The organism is Mesorhizobium sp. NPDC059025 (assembly GCF_042739655.1).
Lineage (GTDB): Bacteria > Pseudomonadota > Alphaproteobacteria > Rhizobiales > Rhizobiaceae > Mesorhizobium.
In genome coordinates, this window is record NZ_JBHYIM010000006.1 from 274,329 (window position 1) to 296,412 (window position 22,084).

Genomic DNA, 22,084 nt, shown 5'->3' on the forward strand with positions numbered 1-22,084 from the left:
AACCACAACTCCTTACGGTCGCCTCGGCTAGCCTTGTTTGGCCTTCAGTTCGAGACGGCGCCTGTGCAGCACGGGCTCGGTGTAGCCGTTCGGTTGGTCGCGGCCCTTGAACACCAGGTCGCAGGCGGCGCGGAAGGCGATGGACTGGTCAAAGTCCGGCGCCATCGGGCGATAGCTCGGATCGCCGACATTCTGGGTGTCGACGATGACGGCCATGCGCTGCAGCGAATCCAGCACCTGGATGTGCGAACAGATGTCGTGGTGCAGCCAGTTGGCGATGTGCTGCGAGGAGATGCGCAGCGTGGCGCGGTCTTCCATCAGGCCGACATCGTTGATGTCCGGCACCTTGGAGCAGCCGACGCCCTGGTCGATCCAGCGCACGACATAGCCGAGGATGCCCTGCGCATTGTTGTCGATCTCGCGCTGGATCTCGTCCGGCGTCCAGTTCGGGCGCTTGACCACCGGCACGGTCAGGATGTCGTCGAGTTTCGCCTTAGGCCGGCTCTTCAGGCCGTCCTGCACGGCGTGCACGTCGACCTTGTGGTAATGCGTGGCATGCAGCGTCGCCGCCGTCGGCGACGGCACCCAGGCGGTGTTGGCGCCGGCCTTGGGGTGGGCAATCTTCTGTTCCAGCATCGCCGCCATCAGGTCGGGCATCGCCCACATGCCCTTGCCGATCTGGGCGTGGCCGGCGAGGCCGCATTCCAGACCGGTGTCGACGTTCCAGTTCTCGTAGGCCGAAATCCAGGCAGCCTGCTTCATGTCGCCCTTGCGCAGCATGGCGCCGGCTTCCATGGAGGTGTGGATCTCGTCGCCGGTACGGTCGAGGAAGCCGGTGTTGATGAACACCACGCGCTCCCTGGCGGCGCGGATGCATTCCTTGAGGTTGACGGTGGTGCGCCGCTCCTCGTCCATGATGCCCATCTTGATGGTGTTGGGCTTCATGCCGATCAGCTTTTCGACGCGGTCGAAGATCTCGACGGCGAAGGCGACTTCCTCCGGCCCGTGCATCTTAGGCTTGACGACGTAGAGCGAGCCTTCGCGCGAATTGGCTCGGCGGCCGTTCTCGCCGACATCATGCAGCGCGATCAGCGCGGTGACAGCGGCATCCATGATGCCTTCCGGCACCTCGGAACCATCAGATAGCAGGATGGCCGGATTGGTCATCAGGTGGCCGACATTGCGCACCAGCATCAGCGAGCGGCACTTGAGCGGGAAGGTCGAGCCGTCCGGCGCGGTGTAGTCGAGATCGGGATTGAGCTTGCGGGTGAAGATCTTGCCGCCCTTGCTCACGTCTTCGGCCAGGTCGCCCTTCATCAGGCCGAGCCAGTTGCGGTAGACGACGACCTTGTCCTCGGCATCGACCGCCGCGACCGAATCCTCGCAGTCCATGATGGTGGTCAGCGCAGATTCCAGCCAGACGTCGGAGATGTGGGCGGCGTCGTTCTTGCCGATGGTAGAATTGGGATCGATCAGCACCTCGATGTGCAGGCCGTTGTTGGCGAGCAGGAACTGGTTAGGGCTGGCCGCCTCGCCGAGATAACCGGCAAACTGCTCCGGCCGCTTCAGGCCGGTGGTGCGGCCGCCATTGAGCGATACGCGCAGCGCGCCGCCAGTCACGGTGAAGGAACGCGCGTCCTGCCAGACCGCGCCATCCAATGGTGCTGCCTCGTTGAGGAAGGCGCGTGCCCAGGCGATGACCTTCTCGCCGCGCTTCGGATTGTAATGCTTGCCCTTCTCGGCGCCGTCGGTCTCGGCAATGGCATCGGTGCCGTAGAGCGCGTCGTAGAGCGAACCCCAGCGCGCATTGGCGGCGTTCAGCGCGTAACGTGCATTCATCACCGGCACGACGAGCTGCGGGCCGGCCACGACGGCGATCTCCGGGTCGACATTGTCGGTGGAGACGCTGAAGGCCGGGCCTTCCGGCAGCAGGTAGCCGATTTCCTTCAGGAAGTCCTTGTAGACCGCGACATCGACCGGCGCGCCATTGTCGCGATACCAGCGGTCGATCTTCTCCTGGAAGTCGTCGCGTTTCTTCAGCAGCGCGCGGTTTTTCGGCGCGAGATCGTGCACCAGTTTCGAAAAGCCGGCCCAGAAATCGGCGGCGTTCACGCCGGTGCCGGCAACAGCCTCATTGGCAACGAAGTCATGCAGTTCGCGGGCGATCTGCAATCCGGCGATCTCGATCCGATCGGTCATATAGACAGTCTCCAGAAATGCCGCCGGGGAGCAAGGCGGCCAAGCAGGTTCCGCAAGTGTCCCACGGTTTTGCGGCGGGAACCTGCGGCAAACGACAAGCCTGACCAGCCTTGCACGGTTGGTCAGGGACGGGCGGGCTTTGGCATGTCAGCGCCGCCCGGTCAATTCGTCGTCAGTCGCAAAGCGGGTGTCGTTGCGGAACAATCGATTTAGTGTTTGCAACAAAGCAGCAGGCCACGCTTTTGCACCTCCCGAGCAGGACGAGCGCGGCTGTGCAGCCTAAGCCGCGATACGCGGCCGGCCGGCAGCCGTTGCCACGACATGCGCCTCGATGAACATGCGCTGTCCCTCGACGACGGAAGCACGGATGTCGCGCGCAATGTCGATCTCGGCGGTGTCGGTGCCGGCCTCGCCGGCGCGCAGGGCGACCAGCTTGCGCACATCCGCTTCCGCCTTGGCCATGGCCTCGTCTTCTTTGGTGAAATCGCGCACGCCTTCACCGGACGAAACCCGGAACAGCCCTTCCTTCGGCTGGCTGACACGTGCCTCCGCCGTCACCCGCACCTGGCCGACCACGGCACCCAGCGCATTGGCGACGTCGGTGTCGACCGGCACAAGGCACTCGTTGCCGACCAAAGGCGAAAGCGCCGCGTAATGCAGCGGGGCCGAAGCGCCGAGACCGATCACAGGCCGGTCGAGCGCCACGGTCAGGCGTGCAATACCGGGATGGGCGTCGACCGCGCGCTGCACCAGCGCATGCGCCACGGTGGCGGCGCCATCCAGCCCGTCCTCGGCGAACGCGGTCTCCAGGATGACTTCCGCCGAGAGCCGGGTCAGCGCCACCAGCACACGCTCCGAAATCTCCTCCGGCGAAGCGGCGATCGGCTGGCCACGCCCGTCCTTGCGGCGCGCAAACAGTTCGGCGCCGAGCCGGGCCGCGGCGGCGTCCCAGTTGGCCTGCCTGCCCAGCGTGTGCGCCGCGTCCGAGGGCGTGAAGCCGACGATATGGACCAGTCCGCGTGCAACCAGCCGGTTCAGCGTCGCATTCTGCGCGTTGGAGGTGAGCAATCGATCGATCGGCAGCGGCACGCCGCCGATTGTTTCATAGAGCTTGGCCTCCGGCGCGGTCAAACCGGCGGCCAGCCGTTCCGGCACGCCGGTGCGTACCGCAAAGCGTCCGTCCATGCGGCCGGGATTGGGTGCGCGCAGCTGCCGTTCCAGTTCGGCCATCACCGCCTCGCCATGGGCAAGACCGGCCAGCGCCAGCGGAACGACGCGGCGAGGCCCAAGTTGGATCCTCGGCGACAGCCCGCCGTCCTCCAGCGTCACTTCCGAATCGCCACCAAGGCCGAAGGTGCGCATGGCGACAGCCTCTACCATGGTGCGGAAGCCGCCGACGGTAGCGCCCTCGGGATCGAGCCGCGGGCGCCCTTTGTCGAGCACGGCGACGTCGGTCGTGGTGCCGCCGATGTCGGAGACGACGGCATCGTCCAGCCCGGTCATGTGGCGGGCGCCGACCAATGAGGCGGCAGGCCCCGAAAGGATGGTCTCGATCGGTCGCTGGCGCGCGAAATCCGCAGAGACGAGCGCGCCGTCGCCGCGCACCACCATCAAGGGGGCTGCGATGCCGCGCTCGACCAGGAAGCCTTCGGTGGCCGCGACCAGCCGGTCGATCATGGCGATGAGCCGGGCATTGAGCAAAGTGGTCAGCGCCCGGCGCGGTCCGCCGAGCTTCGACGACAGTTCATGGCTGCAGGTGACCGGCAGACCGGTGATGTCGCGGATCAGCTCGCGTGCGGCGAGCTCGTGCGCGGGATTGCGGGTGGCGAAATAGGCGCAGACGGCGAAGCCCGAGACGGAGCGGCCAAGCTCCGGCAGCGCCGCTTCCAGTTCGGAAAGGTCGAGGGCAGCCGCATTGCCGTGCACGTCATGCCCGCCAGGGCAGAAAAACACCGGATCGGTGCCGAGCGCCGTCTTCAGGCCATCGCGCTCGAGGTCGGCCTGGCCGAAGCCGATCATGACCAGCGCAACACGCCCGCCCTGCCCCTCCACCAGAGCATTGGTGGCGAGCGTCGTCGACATCGAGACCAGCTTGATCGAGGCGGGATCGGCGCCGGTCTGTTCCAGCACCTGCCCGACCGCGCCGGAAATGCCGACAGCAAGGTCGTGCCGCGTCGTCAGTGACTTCGCCTTGGCCACCACGGTGCCCTTGCCGTTAGCACCCGCATCCGACCACAGGACCGCATCGGTATAGGTGCCGCCAGTGTCGATACCAAGGAAGAGCGGAGCGGAGGAAGAAACGGTCACGGCAAGGCCCAAGCAAGACAGAAGCTGCCCGGGCTTTAGACCATTGCGGCTGACGGCGAAAGGCAGATGGGCTGGGCCAGAGATGCTTAAAGACCTAAGTCGGACCCCGTTTCTGTTGCCCGGCTTCCTCCAACTCCTGGCTGAGCGGCTTGATCGACGGATCGAGCGGCTCGGTGGCCTCAGACGTCATGGTCTTGATTGGGGCCGGCGGCACCCGCTGCCCGGACGCGCAGGCACTCAGCAAGATGAGCGGAATCAGGATGAAGGGACGAGCCATGGTGCGGGAGTGTTAGCGTGGCTAAGATTAAGAGAGAAGCATACTGAACGCGAAATGAAAGCGTCCAACACCCGCACCCAACACACAATAGGCAAACGCCTTACTTGCACAGAATAGCAAATCGATATCGAGTTTCTATCTCTTGAGCCGATGCGATCCTCTAATTCAGAAAGCTAGAAAACCTGCCATCACCTTAGATTCCATTGAACTTATATATATATACAGATGCATGCCCTGCCGCCGACAGCCACAAAAGTATACAACTCAGAGAGTATCATGGCAGATTCACATTAAAAAAAACCACTCACCGATGAGTACTAAGATAATGATAAATTGAGATATTTTGGTATCCTCAAGAGACATATCAGGTTTTAGAACTTGCCTGCAGAAAGCTGTCATCTTCGCTCCCCTTGCATCGTCGCACTCAGTTCCCATATGTTTCGTCACCTAAGCGGAGGGGTATATGGAGAATACTCAGGTCTATTTGAAGGCGATGATGTCCTTGATCGCCCGTCAAACGTTCACGCCCGAAAGACTTGCCGAAATTGTGTCTCCGGCAGCTAATAGTCGGGCGTACGAAGCTTTCAATTTGTGTGATGGAACTCGAACACAAACTGAAATATCAAATGCTCTTAAAATAGATTCAGGTAATTTTAGCAGGACCGTAAATAAATGGGTAGACGAAGGAGTATTGATAAGAATATCTGACGATAATAAGGATAAATTGGTTCATGTATACCAAATTCCAGACCGAATAATTTCGATCGCAAAGAAAAAGGAAAAAGGTAAGAGCGATGAATAACGACGAAATCGCCGCAAAACTCGACACACTCATCAAAATTCAGGCACATCTCGCCGTTGCAGCACTCGGCTCTCAGAAAGAAAAAATACTCTTTTTGGGAAAGGCCGGACTTCTGACGAGAGACATTGCGGACATTTTAGGGACGACAGCCAATACCGTGAGCGTCGCGCTTTCAAATGCCCGGAAAGATGGAAGCATTAAACGCGCAGGATTGAAGTCCACCAAGGGGGAAGAGGATGGCAAAGAATGATGGAGATGTTCCCAAGCTTACATCAACGGAGAAGTTACTTGTCCTTTTGCTCATTCGACAAGGACTGAAGCAGGAACATATAGCAAGCGCCCTTGGAATGCATCGAACCAGCCTAAGCCGCGCCTTCCCCAAGGGCGCTCTGGCGCAGGTTGCACGACTACCAGGAAAGAAACAGGGCTTTGATGATGGACAAGAAGCAGATTGAGGAACTCATTACCGAGGTAAGAGCGGTAAAGAAATTACTTGTTCTCCAATTGTTGAAGGCCGAAGTGCCCCAGAAGCAGATCGCTGCGATGCTCGAAATCAGCGAAGCGACGATGAGTAGAATGATCCCCAAAGCCGGCAACAAACCTAAGAACCCATCGCAGTCAAAAGACATATATTCCGGCGGAGCGCTCGATGGAAAATCGTAGTTTGCAAGCGATACTGGAAGAACTCGAAGCATTGAAAAAGCTGATGGTGCTAAACATGCTCGAAAAGGGGTACTCACAGTCGCAAATAGCGCTAACCCTTGGCGTTGGGCAAGCAACTATAAGCCGAATGTTTCCGAATGGAGTACTTAAGAATCGTAACCGCTCACGCTCAAAAGCCGCTGCGAGAACTGACGATGCCACTGACAAGTGAGATCTGATCAATGGACAAAGTGGTCGCATCGCAAACTGCTGCTTTTTTACCCGAAAAACTGGAATTCTTCGCTAACGCAATACGCGGCGAGGCAGCTTACGCCGTTTTCACGAATGTCTCAAAAGGACACCTTAAGCGAAAATTTGTAAGCGACATCCAAACCGAGACAAGCCTGACAAACATTCGGGTATCACAAGTAGCAGCCAAGCTAGCTAATCTGGGCATGCTGGATAGAGGTAGAGGTAAGAATCCCAACACCGGAAAGGTGGAGAACTTCTATGCGAAGAGACGAGATATCGACGCGATAAAAGATCGATTTATCAGAATTCGGAATAATCCAACGTCACTATCTAGACTAGTGACAGTTAGGCGACCCACGATTCAAATTGGAGAACCTATAAATTTCTTTGGTAAGCGAAGATCGCAAAATCGAGATAAAAGACCAAGAAAAACCATGAAAGACATTGTTCTCAGGATAGCTTTCCTGGGCACGAATCCGATCGCCGACAGTCCGTTACGTACTGACATTGAGGCTCGCACACTAGTTCGAGCACTTAAGTCGACAACGAACGGAAACAGAATTTTAGTAAACTACTATCCAGCAGCAGAGTGGACAGATCTACTGCAGGCCCTGAATGAATTTTCACCAAATATCGTCCATTTCTCTGGACACGGAGGTGGAGGGGGTATTGCGTTTGACAATGAAGGAATTTATGATGACGGTGGCGTTGACATAAATTACCCTTTACTTAATCGCTTTCTTGGATCTACCCAAAAAAAACCAGATATTCTTGTTCTCAACGCCTGCGATACAGCCGAACAGGCTGAAAAACTTCTTGACAACGTCAAAGCAGTTGTCGCTATGTCTGATACGATTGATGATGCTGCTGCCGCTTATTTTTCGAGATTTCTGTACTCAGCCATAGCAGAAGGCCAGCCGCTCTCACTTGCCGTTGAACAGGGCAAGATTGCACTTGCCGCGATGAAGTTACCGGATGCGAAATTGCCAACAATCCTGGCACGCCCCGAAGTCGACGTGTCGCGCATAAAATACTTTTAATACCGGCACTGGGACCCTAGGTGGCAATTTGGGGTCAGCGACTGGAATACATTTCCGTGAACCTATTTTCCGAGCGGCCGAGCTAAAGTCGGCATGACGGAAACCATCAATTATCCCCCATCTTCAGCGCCTCGATGAAGGCTGCCTGCGGGATGTCGACCTTGCCGAACTGGCGCATGCGCTTCTTGCCTTCCTTCTGCTTGTCCAGCAGCTTGCGCTTGCGGGTGACGTCGCCGCCGTAACACTTGGCGGTCACGTCCTTGCGAAGGGCCGAGATCGTTTCGCGCGCGATCACCTTGCCGCCGATGGCAGCCTGGATCGGGATCTTGAACATGTGCTGCGGGATCAGCTCCTTCAGCTTCTCGCACATGGCGCGGCCGCGCTTTTCAGCCGCCGTGCGGTGCACCAGCATGGAGAGCGCGTCGACCGGCTCCTCGTTGACCAGGATCGACATCTTGACGAGGTCGCCTTCCTTGTAGTCGGTCAGGTGATAGTCGAACGAGGCGTAGCCCTTGGAGATCGACTTCAGGCGATCGTAGAAGTCGAACACCACTTCGTTGAGCGGCAGCTCGTAGACCAGCATGGCGCGCTTGCCGACATAAGACAGGTCGACCTGGATGCCGCGCCGGTCCTGGCACAGCTTCAGGATGCCGCCGAGATAGTCGTCCGGCGTCAGGATGGTGGCACGGATCCAAGGCTCCTCGATGTGGTCGATCTTGACCACGTCCGGCATGTCGGCCGGGTTGTGCAGCTCCTTCACCGTACCGTCGGTCAGCGCCAGCCGGTAGACGACCGAAGGGGCCGTGGCGATGAGATCGAGGTCGAACTCGCGCTCCAGCCGCTCCTGGATGATTTCCAGATGCAGCAGGCCAAGGAAGCCGCAGCGGAAGCCGAAGCCCAGCGCCGCGGAAGTTTCCATTTCATACGAGAACGACGCGTCGTTGAGGCGCAGCTTGCCGACGGCGGCGCGCAGATCCTCGAAGTCGGCTGCATCGACCGGGAACAGGCCGCAGAACACCACCGGCTGCGCCGGCTTGAAACCCGGCAGAGGGTCCGTCGTCGGGCGGCGGTCCTCGGTGATGGTGTCGCCGACGCGGGTGTCGGCCACTTCCTTGATCGAGGCCGTGATGAAGCCGAACTCGCCGGGGCCGATCTCGTCGGCCTGGATCATCTTCGGCGTGAAGAAGCCGGTGCGTTCGACGGGATACCTGGCGCCGGTGCCCATCATGCGGATGTTCTGGCCCTTCCTGAGCACGCCGTCGATGACGCGCACCAGCACGATGACGCCGAGATAGGCGTCGTACCAGCTGTCGACCAGCATGGCCTTGAGCGGCTTGGCGGCATCGCCTTCGCGCGGCGGCGGCAGCTTGGTGACGATCGCTTCCAGCACCTCGTCGATGCCGATGCCGGTCTTGGCCGAAATCATCACGGCCTCGGAGGCGTCGAGGCCGATCACCTCCTCGACCTGTTCCTTGATGCGGTCCGGCTCGGCGGCGGGAAGGTCGATCTTGTTCAGCACCACGACGATCTCGTGGTTGGCATCGATGGCCTGGTAGACGTTGGCCAGCGTCTGCGCCTCGACGCCCTGCGAGGCATCAACCACCAGCAATGAGCCTTCGCAGGCGCGCAGCGAGCGCGACACTTCATAAGCGAAGTCGACATGGCCGGGCGTGTCGATGAGGTTCAGCACATAATCCTGGCCGTCCTTGGCCTTGTAGTTCAGGCGCACGGTCTGCGCCTTGATGGTGATGCCGCGCTCGCGCTCGATGTCCATGTTGTCGAGCACCTGCTCGGTCATCTCGCGCGCCTCCAGCGCGCCGGTCATCTGGATGAGGCGGTCGGCCAGCGTCGACTTGCCGTGGTCGATGTGGGCCACGATCGAAAAATTGCGGATGTTGGAAATGGGCGTGCTCATGGCGCGGCCTTTATCAGGGGTGGAATGCTCCGGCAAGCGGCGGGGCTGCTGGGGTTGCGCACATCCGTTAAATCTTTAGCGGTTGTATTAGCCGGGCGTTGGAACAGCACATGCTATCGGTGATGGATCGTTGCCCGGGATGCGCTCATGCCAAAACCCTTCCTGAAGTTCCTCACCTCCGAAGATGCCTCGCTCGTGCCAGCCTTTGCGCTGTCCGTGCTGCCGCTCTTTGCCGTGCTCGGCCTCTCGGTGGATTATACCTCCGGCGTGAACTCCAAGGGCGAAATGCAGAACGCACTGGACGCGGCAACACTGGCCGTCACAACGCTGCCGACCGACACCACGCTGGCAAAACGGCAGGAAGCCCTGCAGGCTTTCTACGACGCCAACAGGGGCGACGGAACCGCGACGCTGACCAGTTTCACCGTCGATCTCGATGGTACGTCGCGCGCCAGGTCTTCGGCAACCTACGACATGCCGACCAATTTCATGCGGCTCGCCACCATCAACACCGTAACGATCAACGTCACCTCGGCGGCGACCAAGACGCCGGCACTCGTCGAGGCGACCTTCAAGATCGACAAGGCTTCCGGTTACTGGAACAAGAAGATGACGCTGTTCGGCACCGCCTTCGGCCAGACGACCGAAAAGGCGTTGATGCTGATCGACTACAAATACAATGGCGGCGGCGGCACCAAGGGCTACGGCACGACCGTCGTCTACACCCCCGACAGCCAGGGCAAGCTGACAGTCGTCCAGCAGACGCAGACCTGTGTCACCAGCGCCTACAACAGCTGGAGCAATCCGCTTAAGCCGGGGGCTTTCGTGGATGGCGACAAGCAGGTGCTGTGCACCACGACGCCCGCCAACGGCACCGGCGCCGTCATCGACGTCAAGACGATGGAAAAACTCTATCTGCAGATGGATGTACCGTCCGGGAGCCCGAAAGTCCTGAAATCGAACGACCCGGCCACCTCCAACCGGCTTTATCTGGACGGGGTCGAAGTCGAGACCGGCAAGACGGTCGACATCTTCCGCGCCGTGCCCTGCGGCAACACAAGCTCTCAGGCCTGGGAAGACGGCGGCAACGCCGTACCGGCGCCGGTCTCGAACGCCGACTTCTTCTATACGGTGAGCGGCAAATGCGAATTCTCGCAGAAGCCTTCGACCACCGCCCTTACCCAATAGCCCTGCCCCAAGTTTACTCTCGTCCTCTAGACCCGCCCGGCCCAGGCCGCGGCGGGTTCCTTTTTCCCGCAGGATCACGAAGCGGTGATCGGCGTAACGGGAGGCCGCATTGCCGCGAATGCCCCGATAAGGCCGCCGACGGCCGCGAAACGGAGCAAGCGATGCGTGCGAAGAATAAAAGGGGCATGGGTGTTGCGACTAGAGGCATGGCGGCAACCGCCCTGCTCGTTGCCGGCATGGCTTCCGCGACGGCGCAGCCACTCACGGTGGTCGAACTCTTCACCAGCCAGGGCTGCTCCTCCTGCCCGCCCGCCAATGCCAACCTGATCAAGCTGAAGGACCGGCCGGACGTGCTGGCGCTATCCTTCGCCGTGACCTACTGGGACTATCTCGGCTGGAAGGACACGTTCGGCAGGGCGGAATACACCGAACGGCAGGTGACCTATGAACCGGCCCTCGGCCGCAGCGGGCCGTTCACACCGCAGATGGTCGTCAATGGCCGGGCCGATACGGTCGGCAACAGGCTGTCCGATGTCGAGGCCCTGATCGCCAGGGACAAATCCCCGAGCGGCCCCATCCTTTCACTCGCCGACGGCAAGGCAGCCATAGGTCCCGGCAAGGCGCCAGCGGGCGGCGCCGACGTCTGGCTGGTGCAGTACCGGGCCGGCATCGTCGACGTGCCGGTGGGGCGCGGCGAAAACAGCGGCCACACCTTGCCGCACGTCAATGTCGTCCATGCACTGACCCGGCTCGGCACCTGGACCGGCGAAGCGGCCACGCTGCCGTTGCCCAAGGCCGGCGAAGGCCTTTCCACCGCCGTCCTGGTGCAGGCCCCGCAAGGCGGACCGATCCTGGCCGCGGCCGCCAACTAGGCACCGCACGCGACAGCGCCTGCTCGAATTGCACGGTCAAAGCGGCCGCGCGCAACCGGCGCCATGCGCCACCAGACCCTCGAAGGAGAGAACAGCATGACCCGTCCCATCAGCCTGAAGGCGCTGGCTTTTGCCCTTGCCGCGACCGCATTCACCGCCGCCGGCGCATATGCCGAAGACGCCATGAAACCGGCGGATGCCATGAAGACCGAGGATGCGATGAAGCCGGCCGATGCCATGAAACCCGCTGACGCCATGAAGCCTGCCGACGCCATGAAGCCCGCCGATGCCATGAAACCCGCTGACGCCATGAAACCGGCCGACGCCATGAAGCCCGCCGACGCCATGAAGCCCGCCGACGCCATGAAGCCCGCCGACGCCATGAAGCCCGCCGACGCCATGAAGCCTGCCGACGCCATGAAACCCCAGCAGTAAATGCTGGCCAGGGCGACGATGCACGGGATCGTGAAAGCCATACGGCTGCGGTCATCGTATAGTGCCTCGTCGCCCGGCCCTCATGAAGGAGCCCAAGCATGAACCGAAATCGTAAATCCGGGGCAGCAAGGCCATGGAAGGCTGCCGGCCTGTCCGCGCTTGCCGGCCTTGCGCTGGCCGCGACGGCGCTGACATTCCTGCAGGGGCCGACCAGCGCCGCCGAAGAGGCCGTCAAAATCCCCCCGCCCGCCGTCGACGCGAAACCGGCGGCCGGATTGCAGAAGGCAGTCTTTGCCGGCGGCTGCTTCTGGGGTGTGCAGGGCGTGTTCCAGCACGTCAAAGGCGTGACGAAGGCCGTTTCCGGTTATACCGGCGGCGCTGCCGACACGGCCGAGTATGAACGCGTCGGCTCGGGCAACACCGGCCATGCCGAGTCGGTCGAGATCACCTACGATCCATCGAAGGTAAGCTACGGCAAGCTGCTGCAGGTCTATTTCTCGGTGGCGCACAACCCGACCCAGCTCAATTACCAGGGACCGGACTATGGCACGCAGTATCGCTCCACGGTGTTCGCGGCCAATGCCGAGCAGAAGACGATCGCCGAGGACTACATCGCTCAGCTCGACACGACGAAGGCGTTCCCCAAGAAAATCGTGACGACACTGGAGACCGGCAAGACGTTCTATCCGGCCGAGGGCTATCATCAGGATTTCCTCGAGCGGAACCCGACCTACCCCTACATCGTCTACAACGACCTGCCGAAAATCGAGAATTTGAAGGCGATGTTCCCGGATCTCTACTCGGACAAGCCGGTTCTGGTCGCGGCCAGCCCAAAGAGCTGACCGGCTGAACCTCCTCCCGATAAAAAGACCGCGCCAACGTCTCCGGCGCGGTCTTTTTGTTGGCAGCGAGCCGTGACGCAGCCTACTGCAGGTTCATCGGCGCTGCGGTGACCGGATCGAATTTGATCTCGACCTTGGCGCCGTCCTTGGTGAAATAGGTGACTTCGTAACCCTTGTTGTCCCAGTCGACCTCGTCGATGAAGGCAAAGTCCTGGCGCTGCTCGACCTTGGCGACGATCTCCGACAGTTTCTTGGCGTTCGCCGGCGGCACGTCCCTGGCCTGGGCGCCCGCCGGCGCAGCGACGGCCATCAAGGAAATGGCCGCAAAAACAGTGATGATACGCATGTGATCCCTCCAGAACTGACGCGAGATGCGCGTTTGACCATAGCCCTTCTACCCGGTGCATAACTCACGGCATTGACGATCGTTCCGCAAGCACGCAAGCCGTGCCCCGATGAGGAAGCGGCGGGTTGCGCGTCCTGGCCTCGGCTGACGTGGATGGTTTCTCCTTCCCGATCAGATGGGCCTGACCAGATGGCCAGTGATGGCGAGATATGTCAGCAGCCACCTTGATTTCGGGTTGCAGGAACCAACATTCAGGCGCACAACGCAAATCCTTTCCAATCAGACCTTTTCATCATGCAATCCGTCATCTCCGTTTCCGGTGTCTCGAAAACCTATGCCACCGGCTTCAGCGCGCTGAAAAACATCAATCTGGATATCAAGCGCGGGGAAATCTTCGCGCTGCTCGGCCCCAACGGCGCCGGCAAGACGACGCTGATCTCGATCATCTGCGGCATCGTCAACCGCTCGGGCGGCACCGTCGCCGTGGATGGTCACGACATATCGAAGGACTATCGCGCCGCGCGCAGCCTGATCGGGCTGGTGCCGCAGGAGCTGACGGTCGAATCGTTCGAAACTGTGCGCTCGGTGCTGGCCTTCAGCCGCGGCCTGTTCGGCAAGCCGGCCGACCCCGCCTTCATCGAGAAGGTGCTCAAAGACCTGTCGCTGTGGGAAAAGCGCGATTCCAAGATCATCACCCTGTCAGGCGGCATGAAGCGCCGCGTGATGATCGGCAAGGCGCTGTCGCATGAGCCGAAAATCCTGTTCCTCGACGAGCCGACCGCCGGCGTCGACGTGGAATTGCGCAAGGACATGTGGGCGCTGGTGCGGCAATTGCGCGAATCCGGCGTCACCATCATCCTCACCACCCACTATATCGAGGAAGCCGAGGAGATGGCCGACCGGGTCGGCGTCATCAACAAGGGCGAGATCATCCTGGTGGAGGAAAAGGCCGAGCTGATGCGCAAGCTTGGCCGCAAGCTTTTGAAGCTGGAACTGCGCAATCCGCTCTCCACGCTGCCAGCAGGCTTCGAAACCTACAATCTCGAACTCTCGCCGGACGGCAACCGACTGACCTACACCTATGACAACCAGGCGGAACGGCCGGGCGTCGCCTCGCTGATCCGCGACCTCGACCAGGCCGGTATCCAGTTCCGCGATCTCGACACCGAAAACAGTTCGCTGGAGGAGATCTTCGTCTCCCTGGTGAGGAGGCAGGCATGAACCATCGCGCGGTCTGGGCGATCTACAAGGTGGAGATGGCGCGCACGCTGCGCACCATCATGCAGAGCGTGATCTCGCCCGTCATTTCGACCTCGCTCTATTTCGTGGTGTTCGGCGCGGCGATCGGCTCGCGCATCACCGAGGTCAACGGCGTGAGCTACGGTGCCTTCATCGTGCCGGGCCTGATCATGCTCACCCTGCTGACCCAGTCGATCTCCAACGCCTCCTTCGGCATCTATTTTCCGAAATTCGTCGGCACGATCTTCGAACTGCTGTCGGCGCCGGTCTCCTATCTGGAGGTCGTCATCGCCTATGTCGGTGCGGCCGCCACCAAGTCGATCGGCATCGGACTGATCATCCTGGCCACCGCCTCGCTGTTCGTCGAACTCGACATCCAGCACCCGTTCTGGATGCTCGGCTTCCTGGTGCTGACGGCGATCACGTTCAGCCTGTTCGGTTTCATCATCGGCATCTGGGCGAACGGCTTCGAACAGTTGCAACTGATCCCGCTGCTGGTGGTGACGCCGCTCACCTTCCTGGGCGGTTCGTTCTATTCGATCGACATGCTGCCCGGCGTATGGCGTACCATCTCGCTGTTCAACCCGGTCGTCTATCTGGTCAGTGGTTTCCGCTGGGCCTTCTTCGGCCATTCCGACGTGCCGGTGGAGATCAGCCTCGGCATCACGCTGGCGTTCCTGCTGCTGTGCATCGCCGTCGTCGGCTGGATCTTCAAGACCGGCTATCGGCTGAGAACGTAATTCTCTCCAGCTCAGGCTCCTGGACAGTCTGCCAGACCTTCCGGCTCAGATCGCTTTCAGCAATCTCAACAACGCCAGCATGCCGCTGGCGGTGCCGCGCTTGAACGCGATGTAGGCCGGTTCCTCCACGCCGTGGAAGCGCCGCTTGAAGGCAGCCTGCCCCTGAAGGTTGAAGCGGTGGCGGTTGACCAGCCTGGAATCGAAGGCCCTGCTGAACGCACCGCGCCAGAAGGTGCTTTCGGGAAAACCGCTCGGCGCCATGTCGGCCAAAGGCGACAGGCCCAGCGTCACCGCGGAAATGCCTTCCTTGCGGAACTGGTCGACCGCGAATTTGGTCAGGCCGATCTCGGCATGCGGGGTAGCACCGGCCAGCTTGCGCTTGAAGGCAGTGGTGTAGCCGGTGACCTTGCCGTCCTTCGAGATCGGGTCGAAATCCAGCAAGGCCGTGAGCTTGTTGTCCGGATCCAGCAGCACGAAGCGGCGCATGCCGGGGCCGGGCAGGATCGGGAACGGACGGTTGAGGAAAGCCATTTCGCGGCGCGCGACGATGCGGCCGGCCCGCCATTCGTCGGAGAGGCGGCGCACGTCGTCGGCATCGGCCAGCCCCCCGGTATCCTCGGTAAGCGTGAATCCCTTCTTGACCAGCCAGCGTTCGGAATAGCGCACGGTTTCGTTGGGCTTTCCGGAGAAATCATGCGCCGGCAGCGGCAGCCGCGTGTCGTAGCCGATGCGGCTGACCTGGTAGCCAAGGCCGGACAGGACCTTTGCCGTCGCCTCGCCGACCTGCACGAACCAGGGCGCATTGGCGATCTCGACGAAGCGGCAAATCAGCGCGGCGCGATCGGCATCACCGACGACCGGATCAGCCAGCGCATAGTGGCGCCCCATCATGGTCTGGAAGGCGACGTAGCCGTTTTCGTCGCCGAAATAAGACAGCAGCGGCTGCGTGGCCGTGGAATAGGCGAGCGAGAAATCGCCATGCTGCGCGAGCATTTCCAGCCGCTTGGCAAGCGGCAGGTTCGCGCGCGGAACAGCGGCAGCGCGGTCGTCGAGGAAGCGGTCTATGCCCTTGCGGAGCGAGCCCATGAAATACGCCCAGATGATACCCAAAGACGGCTAATCGATCCGTCTTCCGAATCAACAAGCCGCTGCCACCCCTCAACCCTCTCTTGCCATATCGCCGTCCGTGGCACATAGCGCAATCAAGTTGCGGCTGGGATGTCGCGAAAGGATTTGGTGGAAATATGACCGAAACGATCGAAGAAGTGATCGTGATCGGTGCGGGTGCGGCCGGGCTGGCTGCGGCCGACGCACTGACCCGGCATGGCATCAAGGCCCGCGTGTTCGAAAAGGAAGCCCGGATCGCCGAACCGTGGCGGCAGCGCCATGAGCGGCTGGCGCTCAACACGCATCGCGACATGTCCTATCTGCCTGGCATGCCATATCCGAAGGGCGTGCCGGCCTTCCCGCCCAAGGCGGCGGTGATCGCCTATCTCGAACGTTTTGCCGAGCAGCGCGGCATCGCAGTCGAATTCGACACCGAAGTCGAACGTCTTACCCGCGAAAGCGAGAACTGGACGGTCCGCACCAGCAAAGGCATCCGCAAGGCCAGGCACATCATCGTCGCCACCGGCCACGACAAGGTGCCATGGATGCCGGATTGGCCCGGAACAGCAGCATACAAGGGGCGGCTGATCCATTCAGCCTCGTTCGGCAGCCCCAGGGATTACGAAGGCAAAAGCGTGCTGGTCATCGGCGCCGGCAATTCCGGCTTCGACGTGCTGAACTACCTGATCGGCGCCAAGACCGCGATGATCTACCTTGCTGCCCGCGCCGGCCCCTCCATCCTGCCCAAACGCGTCGGCAAGATCGCCGTGCAGCGCTTCTCCAGAATCACCAATGCGCTGCCGATCCCGGTCGGCGACTTCATGGTGGCGCTGCTGCAGCGCCTGCTGTTCGGCGATCTTCGCAAGCTCGGTTTCGCGCCAGTGGAAAAGGGCGGCATCAGCCGGTTGAAGGAAGACCACGTCGCGATATCCGCCGACGACGGCGCGATCGCCGCCATCAAGGCCGGACGCATCAAGGTTGTGACCTCTGTTGCAGGCTTCGAGCCCGAACAGGTCGTGCTGGCCGACGGAACAAGGATCAAGGCCGATGTCGTCATCGCCGCAACCGGCTACCGCACCGGACTGGAAACGATGCTGAGCGGTCTCGGCGTGGTGGATGACAAGGGCAAGCCGAAGGCCAACGGAGCCGAGCCGGGCAGCCAGCCCGGCCTGTGGTTCATTTCCATGCAGCCCAGCATCGTCGGTCATTTCTACGCCGCGGGCCAGGAAGCCAAGGCGATCGCCGCCAGGATCGCAGGGCGCCGATAGCCCTCGGCGCAGCTGCGAAACCACTGGGACGGGTCTCTAAACCCCGATCTTGCCGCCATCCTGCTTGGTGATGGCAACGACGGAAGGCCGCACCGGCATGTCGGGCTTGAAATCCGGCCAACGGGTGGAGAGGTCCTCGTAGTAGGACGGACGACCGAACGGCTCCCAGTCGGTACCGCCGTCACCCGGATGCTGCACGGCGACGAAGGCGGTCTTGTCGTCAGGAGCGAACTGCGGCCCACACATCTCCGCCCCCACCGGCACACGGAAAAACAGCTTGGACGTGGCGCGCGCGGCGCCCTCGGTGTCGACGGCCCACAAGCCGTCAGTGCGTCCGGTTTCTTTGGCGTTGTTGCCGTCAGTGGCCACCCAGAGCCGGCCTGCGGAGTCGACCGCGCAATTGTCCGGCATGCCGAACCAGCCATTGGCCGTGGTCGCGGTGGAGAAGGATGCGCCAATATCGGCCACCGATGGGTCGCCGCATTTCAGCAGGACCTCCCATTTGCCCCTGGTGGCGGCGAAGTCGCCACCATCCTCGGCGATCTCGATCATATGGCCAAAGGCGTTCTTGGCGCGCGGATTGGCGGCGTCGACCTGGTCGTCCTTGCGCTTGGTGTTGTTGGTCAGCATCACGTAGACCTTGCCGTTGACGCCATTGGGCTGGATGTCCTCGGGACGATCCATTTTGGTGGCGCCGAGCAGATCGGCGGCGCGACGCGTCTCGATCAGCACGTCGGCCTGGCTGGCGAAGCCGTTTTCGGCAGTCAGCGGCCCCTGGCCGAAAACGATGGGCAGCCACTCGACACCGCCGTCCTCCGCGAATTTCGCAACGTGAAGCGTGCCGTCGTCGAGCAGATCCTTGTTGGCCAAGGGATTGGCCGGGTCAAACTTGCCCGCCGTGACGAATTTGTAGACATAGTCGAAGCGCTCGTCGTCGCCGAGATAGAAGACGACACGGCCATCCCTGGCCACGATCGATTCCGCGCCCTCATGCTTGAAACGGCCCAGCGCGGTGCGTTTCTTCGGCGTCGAGTTCGGATCGGTAACATCGACTTCCACGATCCAGCCGAAGCGGTTCGCTTCATTGGGCTCCTTGGCAAGGTCGAAACGGTCGTAATGGGCGCCCCACTCATAGGAACCTTCGGGAATGCCGAGGCGTTTGTAGTTCTCAGCTTCCTTGTGGCCCTCCGGGAGGACGCCGGAGAAGTAGCCGTGAATGTTCTCCTCGGCCATCACATAGGTGCCCCAGGGCGTCACGCCGCCGGCGCAGTTGTTCACGGTACCGAATACCTTGGCTCCGGATGGATCGGCATTGGTCTTGACACGATCATGGCCGGCGACGGGTCCGGAGAGCGCCATTTCGGTGTTGACGGTGACACGGCGGTTCAGCTTGCCGTCGCGCACCACCTGCCATTTGTCGCCTTCCTTGCGGATCTCGACGATGGTGCCGCCATGGGCCGCCATCTCGATATCGACCTGATCCCTGGTGAGCGGTGCCTGTTCCAGTGCCTTCTTGCCGTCCTTCTCCACGACTTTGACGATGCCGGGAAACATCAGATGCGGGTTGGTGTATTCGTGGTTGACCACCAGAAGCCCATGCTCGGGCGAACCTTCCAGCGGGATGTAGCCGACGAAATCGTTGTTGTAGCCGAACTGCCTGGCCTGTGCCGCGGCAGTCTGCCTGGCTGGATCGAACTCCGGCGCGTCGGCGAACAGCGGATCGCCCCAACGCAGGAGCACGTCGGCATCGTAACCGGCTGCGACATGGTGCTTGTCGTCAATGCCTGCCTCGACTTCGTCGAAGGTGAAGGCTGAAGCGCCCTCGGCCGCACGCGCCTCGTCGGCGCTCATCAAGGCAAGGGGGCTTACGGTGACAGCAATGGCGGAAACCGCGAGCGAGCCCTCGAGGAAGCCACGCCGCGAAAAACGCGCGGCGATGATCTCGCCCATGGTGCGGTTGTCGGTCGGGTTGATCGCCGGACCTTCATTCTCTTCGAGCAGGCTGGTGCGGAAGCGGATGTCTTCCTGGTCCGACATGACTGACCTCTGGCTTTTGGCGTTGGCTGGGTTGCGTGTCTGGAACCTGCGTAGCGGGCCGGCTTAACAGTTTCATGACGCAGGGCGCGTCCACTGTTTCGTCGGGTCCAAAGCGGACTGCCTGCGGAAGACAGGCTTGGTCCGGCCGAGACCCTTTCGCGTCTCAGTTCCTGCCCGACAGAAATGCATACAACCGGGCAAGAACCCGATCTGGAGCTTCCAGTTGCGGCAGGTGACCGACACCCGGCAGCGTTTCGAACGACGCCTGCGGGATGAGGCGATGCAGCGCCCTGCCGCGCTCCACCGGGATCCAGGGATCGTCCTCTCCCCAGAGGATCGCGACGGGACAGCGAATTCCACCGAACAGCGGCTCGACCTCGGCGGTGTAGCGCTCGTCGGCCTGCGCGAACTGCCGATAGAAGCTCTGCCGTCCCTCGTCGCCCAGCCACGGCTCGACCAGTCTCTCAAAATCCGCGGCTTCGATGCCGTTGACGATCGCACCCTTGATGTAGGCTTCCACGACCGCGCGGTGAATGTGCGGCGGCAGGCCGAGAAATGCATCCACGTGACGGCCGACATGGTCGAAGAACTCGGATCCCCAGGGCCGCATGGCGACGACATTCATCAGCACATAGCGTGTGAACTCGCAGCCATGCAGGAGATGAGCGCGCAGCGTGGTCGCTCCGCCAAAATCATGGGCGACGACGACAGGGCGTTCGAGACGCCAATGCGACAGCATCTCGGCGAACACCTGCCCCTGGATGTCGAGCGACGTGCGCTGTGCCGCATCCTTTTGCGATCGTCCATAGCCGGGCATGTCATACCAGTAGACCCGGTAATGCCTTGCCAGGGACGGAATGATCCGGTGCCATGAAAAGGAGGACCACGGCCAGCCATGCGCCAGCACGAGATCCGGACCGATGCCTGCCGTGCCGGCGGCGACGCGCCCCGCGGAGGTCGACACCATCTCATCGAGCTTCCATGACATCGTGCCATCTTGCCGCGTTCGCGCTTTCATCGGCAAGGGCCGGAGGCCGTGAAAATGCAGCAGTTTTGAATCAAATGCCGGCTGCGGAATTTCCGTTCCCGCAACCGAATCGCTCCATGCTTTCACTTGCGGCGGGAAATGAACGGAGCATCGATGAACAGTGATTTTGCCGCCGCGCGCCTGCATCTTGAGCGGGCAACCCACTACCTGCGCGGCAACGACCAGACCAGTACCAAGGCCTGCGAAGCGCTGGATATCCTGATCGAAGCCATCGTCACCGCCCAGCACACCAAGCCGAAAGGCCAGGTGATCGAGTTTCCGAAGACGGTTCAGCTGCGCTAGTCCGCCATTCCCGACACTTGACCCAAGCCTGCTGTTGGGAAACAAGCTTGCCTGGCGGGCAATCGGGCTGGGTGGAGACAATCTGTGAACGTATTCGGCATGGCGCAACTCGGTGTCTCCACCGTGATTTTCCTGCTTGCCGCCACGGCAGCCAAACATTGGGCGCTGGCACCGAGCTTCGGCAAGATCGCCATCACCCTGGCACTCTATACACTTGGCAATCTGATCATGCTGAAGCTCATCCGCGACTTCGGCATGTCGATTTCGCTCAGCCTGTCGGCGGTCATCCAACTGGTGGCCGTAAATGCGGTGGCTCTGGCTTTCTTCGGCGAGCGGCTGACGGCGATTCAGGGCGTCGGTATCGCGTTGGCTATCGTTGCAGTCGCGCTCGTCACGCTGGGGCCTTATTTGCAGGGCCGATGACAGCCATGCCGGGATTGGTTAAGCCGGCTTTCCTCGACAGGCTGCATTGCGGCAGGATTGATGCGAAAGACACTTTCAACCTTTTATGACCGGATCGAGTTTCCGGTGCTTCTGGCCGGCATCATCGTGGCCGGCGGGCTCTGGGGCTTCGTCGAGCTGATGGAAGTCGCGCGCGACGCAGCGCCTCACAGCTTCGACACACAGATACTGCTCGCCTTCCGGGAGGCTGGCGATCCCAGCAACCCGATCGGCTCGCCGCGCTTCGAAGGGGCGGTGCGCGATATCACCGCGCTCGGAAGCGCTGCCGTGCTGACCTTGATCACCGCCGCGACCATCATCTATTTCCTGCTCATCCGGCGCTGGACGACGGCGCTGTTCGTGCTGGTGGCGGTCGGCGGCGGCCAGATCCTGTCGGCCCTGCTGAAATTCGGCATCGACCGGCCTCGCCCCGATCTGGTGTCCAGGCTTGCGGTGGAAACCTCCCTCTCCTTCCCCTCCGGGCATGCCATGCTGTCGGCGGTGACCTATCTGACGCTCGGCACATTGGCGGCACGGTTCCTGCCCGGGCATGTCACCAAGATCTACGTCTTCGTACTCGCCGTGCTGTTGACGTTGATGGTCGGGGTGTCGCGCCTCTATCTCGGCGTACACTGGCCATCGGATGTGTTGGCGGGCTGGTGCGCGGGCTTTGCCTGGGCCATGTTGTGCTGGCTGGCGACACGCTTCATGCCGCACGGCAAGAACGGTGAAGGCGAACCGAATTAATGCATTTACAATCCAAATTCATGTTTGACACATCACTATGAAAGTATCATACATTTAT

At 61.3% G+C, this 22,084-nt stretch carries 23 protein-coding genes; 16 read left to right on the forward strand and 7 right to left on the reverse strand.

Going from position 1 to position 22,084, the window contains the following annotated elements; all coding sequences use genetic code 11:
• Positions 1–27: 27 nt before the first annotated feature.
• Together ACFWYE_RS16880 and ACFWYE_RS16885 are read right to left on the reverse strand one after the other, a co-directional pair.
• Positions 28–2,199, reverse strand: coding sequence for a malate synthase G (locus tag ACFWYE_RS16880; protein ID WP_379112893.1), 2,172 nt, complete (start codon positions 2,197–2,199; stop codon positions 28–30).
• Between the two features lie 279 nt (positions 2,200–2,478).
• On the reverse strand, positions 2,479–4,506 hold the full coding sequence (locus ACFWYE_RS16885) for a hydantoinase/oxoprolinase N-terminal domain-containing protein (RefSeq protein WP_379112895.1): 2,028 nt from the start codon (positions 4,504–4,506) through the stop codon (positions 2,479–2,481).
• A gap of 740 nt (positions 4,507–5,246) precedes the next feature.
• On the opposite strand from ACFWYE_RS16885, the gene ACFWYE_RS16890 reads away from it, so the two are divergent.
• From ACFWYE_RS16890 to ACFWYE_RS16915, 6 genes are read left to right on the forward strand one after another with little or no spacing between them, the layout of a single operon-like run.
• Positions 5,247–5,585 (forward strand): MarR family transcriptional regulator, encoded by a 339-nt coding sequence (locus ACFWYE_RS16890; RefSeq protein WP_379112898.1) that lies wholly within the window; start codon positions 5,247–5,249, stop codon positions 5,583–5,585.
• Entirely contained in the window at positions 5,578–5,835 is a 258-nt protein-coding gene (locus tag ACFWYE_RS16895) for a hypothetical protein (protein ID WP_379112901.1), read from the forward strand. Before ACFWYE_RS16890 ends, ACFWYE_RS16895 begins: the two co-directional genes overlap by 8 nt.
• Positions 5,822–6,040, forward strand: coding sequence for a helix-turn-helix domain-containing protein (locus ACFWYE_RS16900; protein WP_379112904.1), 219 nt, complete (start codon positions 5,822–5,824; stop codon positions 6,038–6,040). The genes ACFWYE_RS16895 and ACFWYE_RS16900 overlap by 14 nt, the downstream gene beginning before the upstream one ends.
• Positions 6,018–6,248, forward strand: a complete 231-nt coding sequence (locus ACFWYE_RS16905; protein WP_379112907.1) for a hypothetical protein — start codon at positions 6,018–6,020, stop codon at positions 6,246–6,248. The genes ACFWYE_RS16900 and ACFWYE_RS16905 overlap by 23 nt, the downstream gene beginning before the upstream one ends.
• A complete protein-coding gene (locus ACFWYE_RS16910; RefSeq protein WP_379112909.1) occupies positions 6,235–6,459 on the forward strand; it encodes a Trp family transcriptional regulator in 225 nt (74 codons plus the stop codon). The genes ACFWYE_RS16905 and ACFWYE_RS16910 overlap by 14 nt, the downstream gene beginning before the upstream one ends.
• 10 nt (positions 6,460–6,469) lie before the next feature.
• Positions 6,470–7,519 (forward strand): CHAT domain-containing protein, encoded by a 1,050-nt coding sequence (locus ACFWYE_RS16915; protein WP_379112911.1) that lies wholly within the window; start codon positions 6,470–6,472, stop codon positions 7,517–7,519.
• Between the two features lie 106 nt (positions 7,520–7,625).
• Here ACFWYE_RS16915 and lepA read toward each other — a convergent pair whose 3' ends face one another.
• Positions 7,626–9,434 carry a translation elongation factor 4 gene (gene lepA / locus ACFWYE_RS16920; protein ID WP_379112914.1) on the reverse strand — a complete coding sequence of 603 codons (1,809 nt, stop codon included), beginning with the start codon at positions 9,432–9,434 and terminating at the stop codon, positions 7,626–7,628.
• Between the two features lie 147 nt (positions 9,435–9,581).
• On the opposite strand from lepA, the gene ACFWYE_RS16925 reads away from it, so the two are divergent.
• From ACFWYE_RS16925 to msrA, 4 genes are all read left to right on the forward strand, one after another.
• A complete protein-coding gene (locus ACFWYE_RS16925; RefSeq protein WP_379112917.1) occupies positions 9,582–10,622 on the forward strand; it encodes a TadE/TadG family type IV pilus assembly protein in 1,041 nt (346 codons plus the stop codon).
• A gap of 161 nt (positions 10,623–10,783) precedes the next feature.
• Complete coding sequence (locus tag ACFWYE_RS16930; RefSeq protein WP_379112920.1) at positions 10,784–11,494, forward strand: DUF1223 domain-containing protein; 711 nt, start codon at positions 10,784–10,786, stop codon at positions 11,492–11,494.
• Between the two features lie 96 nt (positions 11,495–11,590).
• A complete protein-coding gene (locus tag ACFWYE_RS16935) occupies positions 11,591–11,929 on the forward strand; it encodes a hypothetical protein (protein ID WP_379112922.1) in 339 nt (112 codons plus the stop codon).
• A gap of 98 nt (positions 11,930–12,027) precedes the next feature.
• Positions 12,028–12,771 (forward strand): peptide-methionine (S)-S-oxide reductase MsrA, encoded by a 744-nt coding sequence (gene msrA, locus ACFWYE_RS16940; protein ID WP_379061749.1) that lies wholly within the window; start codon positions 12,028–12,030, stop codon positions 12,769–12,771.
• Between the two features lie 82 nt (positions 12,772–12,853).
• Here the strand turns inward: msrA and ACFWYE_RS16945 are convergent, their stop codons facing one another.
• Complete coding sequence (locus ACFWYE_RS16945; protein WP_379061751.1) at positions 12,854–13,117, reverse strand: PepSY domain-containing protein; 264 nt, start codon at positions 13,115–13,117, stop codon at positions 12,854–12,856.
• Between the two features lie 294 nt (positions 13,118–13,411).
• On the opposite strand from ACFWYE_RS16945, the gene ACFWYE_RS16950 reads away from it, so the two are divergent.
• Entirely contained in the window at positions 13,412–14,338 is a 927-nt protein-coding gene (locus ACFWYE_RS16950) for an ABC transporter ATP-binding protein (RefSeq protein ID WP_379112924.1), read from the forward strand.
• Complete coding sequence (locus tag ACFWYE_RS16955; protein WP_326890960.1) at positions 14,335–15,096, forward strand: ABC transporter permease; 762 nt, start codon at positions 14,335–14,337, stop codon at positions 15,094–15,096. The genes ACFWYE_RS16950 and ACFWYE_RS16955 overlap by 4 nt, the downstream gene beginning before the upstream one ends.
• Positions 15,097–15,141: 45 nt before the next feature.
• On the opposite strand, the gene ACFWYE_RS16960 is transcribed toward ACFWYE_RS16955, so the two are convergent.
• Positions 15,142–16,182: a phosphatidylglycerol lysyltransferase domain-containing protein gene (locus tag ACFWYE_RS16960; RefSeq protein WP_379061755.1), complete on the reverse strand. Its 1,041-nt coding sequence runs from the start codon at positions 16,180–16,182 to the stop codon at positions 15,142–15,144.
• A 158-nt stretch (positions 16,183–16,340) separates the two neighbouring features.
• Between ACFWYE_RS16960 and ACFWYE_RS16965 the strand changes: the two genes are divergently transcribed.
• Positions 16,341–17,471 carry a flavin-containing monooxygenase gene (locus ACFWYE_RS16965; protein WP_379112926.1) on the forward strand — a complete coding sequence of 377 codons (1,131 nt, stop codon included), beginning with the start codon at positions 16,341–16,343 and terminating at the stop codon, positions 17,469–17,471.
• 36 nt (positions 17,472–17,507) lie between these two features.
• On the opposite strand, the gene ACFWYE_RS16970 is transcribed toward ACFWYE_RS16965, so the two are convergent.
• Positions 17,508–19,508 carry a PhoX family protein gene (locus ACFWYE_RS16970; protein ID WP_379112929.1) on the reverse strand — a complete coding sequence of 667 codons (2,001 nt, stop codon included), beginning with the start codon at positions 19,506–19,508 and terminating at the stop codon, positions 17,508–17,510.
• 163 nt (positions 19,509–19,671) lie between these two features.
• Positions 19,672–20,496, reverse strand: coding sequence for an alpha/beta fold hydrolase (locus tag ACFWYE_RS16975; RefSeq protein ID WP_379112932.1), 825 nt, complete (start codon positions 20,494–20,496; stop codon positions 19,672–19,674).
• 153 nt (positions 20,497–20,649) lie between these two features.
• Here ACFWYE_RS16975 and ACFWYE_RS16980 point away from each other — a divergent pair, with 153 nt between their 5' ends.
• The 3 genes from ACFWYE_RS16980 (at position 20,650) to ACFWYE_RS16990 (ending at position 22,026) form a co-directional block, all read left to right on the forward strand.
• Positions 20,650–20,838: a hypothetical protein gene (locus ACFWYE_RS16980; protein WP_129410741.1), complete on the forward strand. Its 189-nt coding sequence runs from the start codon at positions 20,650–20,652 to the stop codon at positions 20,836–20,838.
• A 99-nt stretch (positions 20,839–20,937) separates the two neighbouring features.
• Positions 20,938–21,261, forward strand: coding sequence for a hypothetical protein (locus tag ACFWYE_RS16985; protein ID WP_379073137.1), 324 nt, complete (start codon positions 20,938–20,940; stop codon positions 21,259–21,261).
• Between the two features lie 60 nt (positions 21,262–21,321).
• Entirely contained in the window at positions 21,322–22,026 is a 705-nt protein-coding gene (locus tag ACFWYE_RS16990) for a phosphatase PAP2 family protein (protein WP_379112934.1), read from the forward strand.
• Positions 22,027–22,084 lie beyond the last annotated feature (58 nt).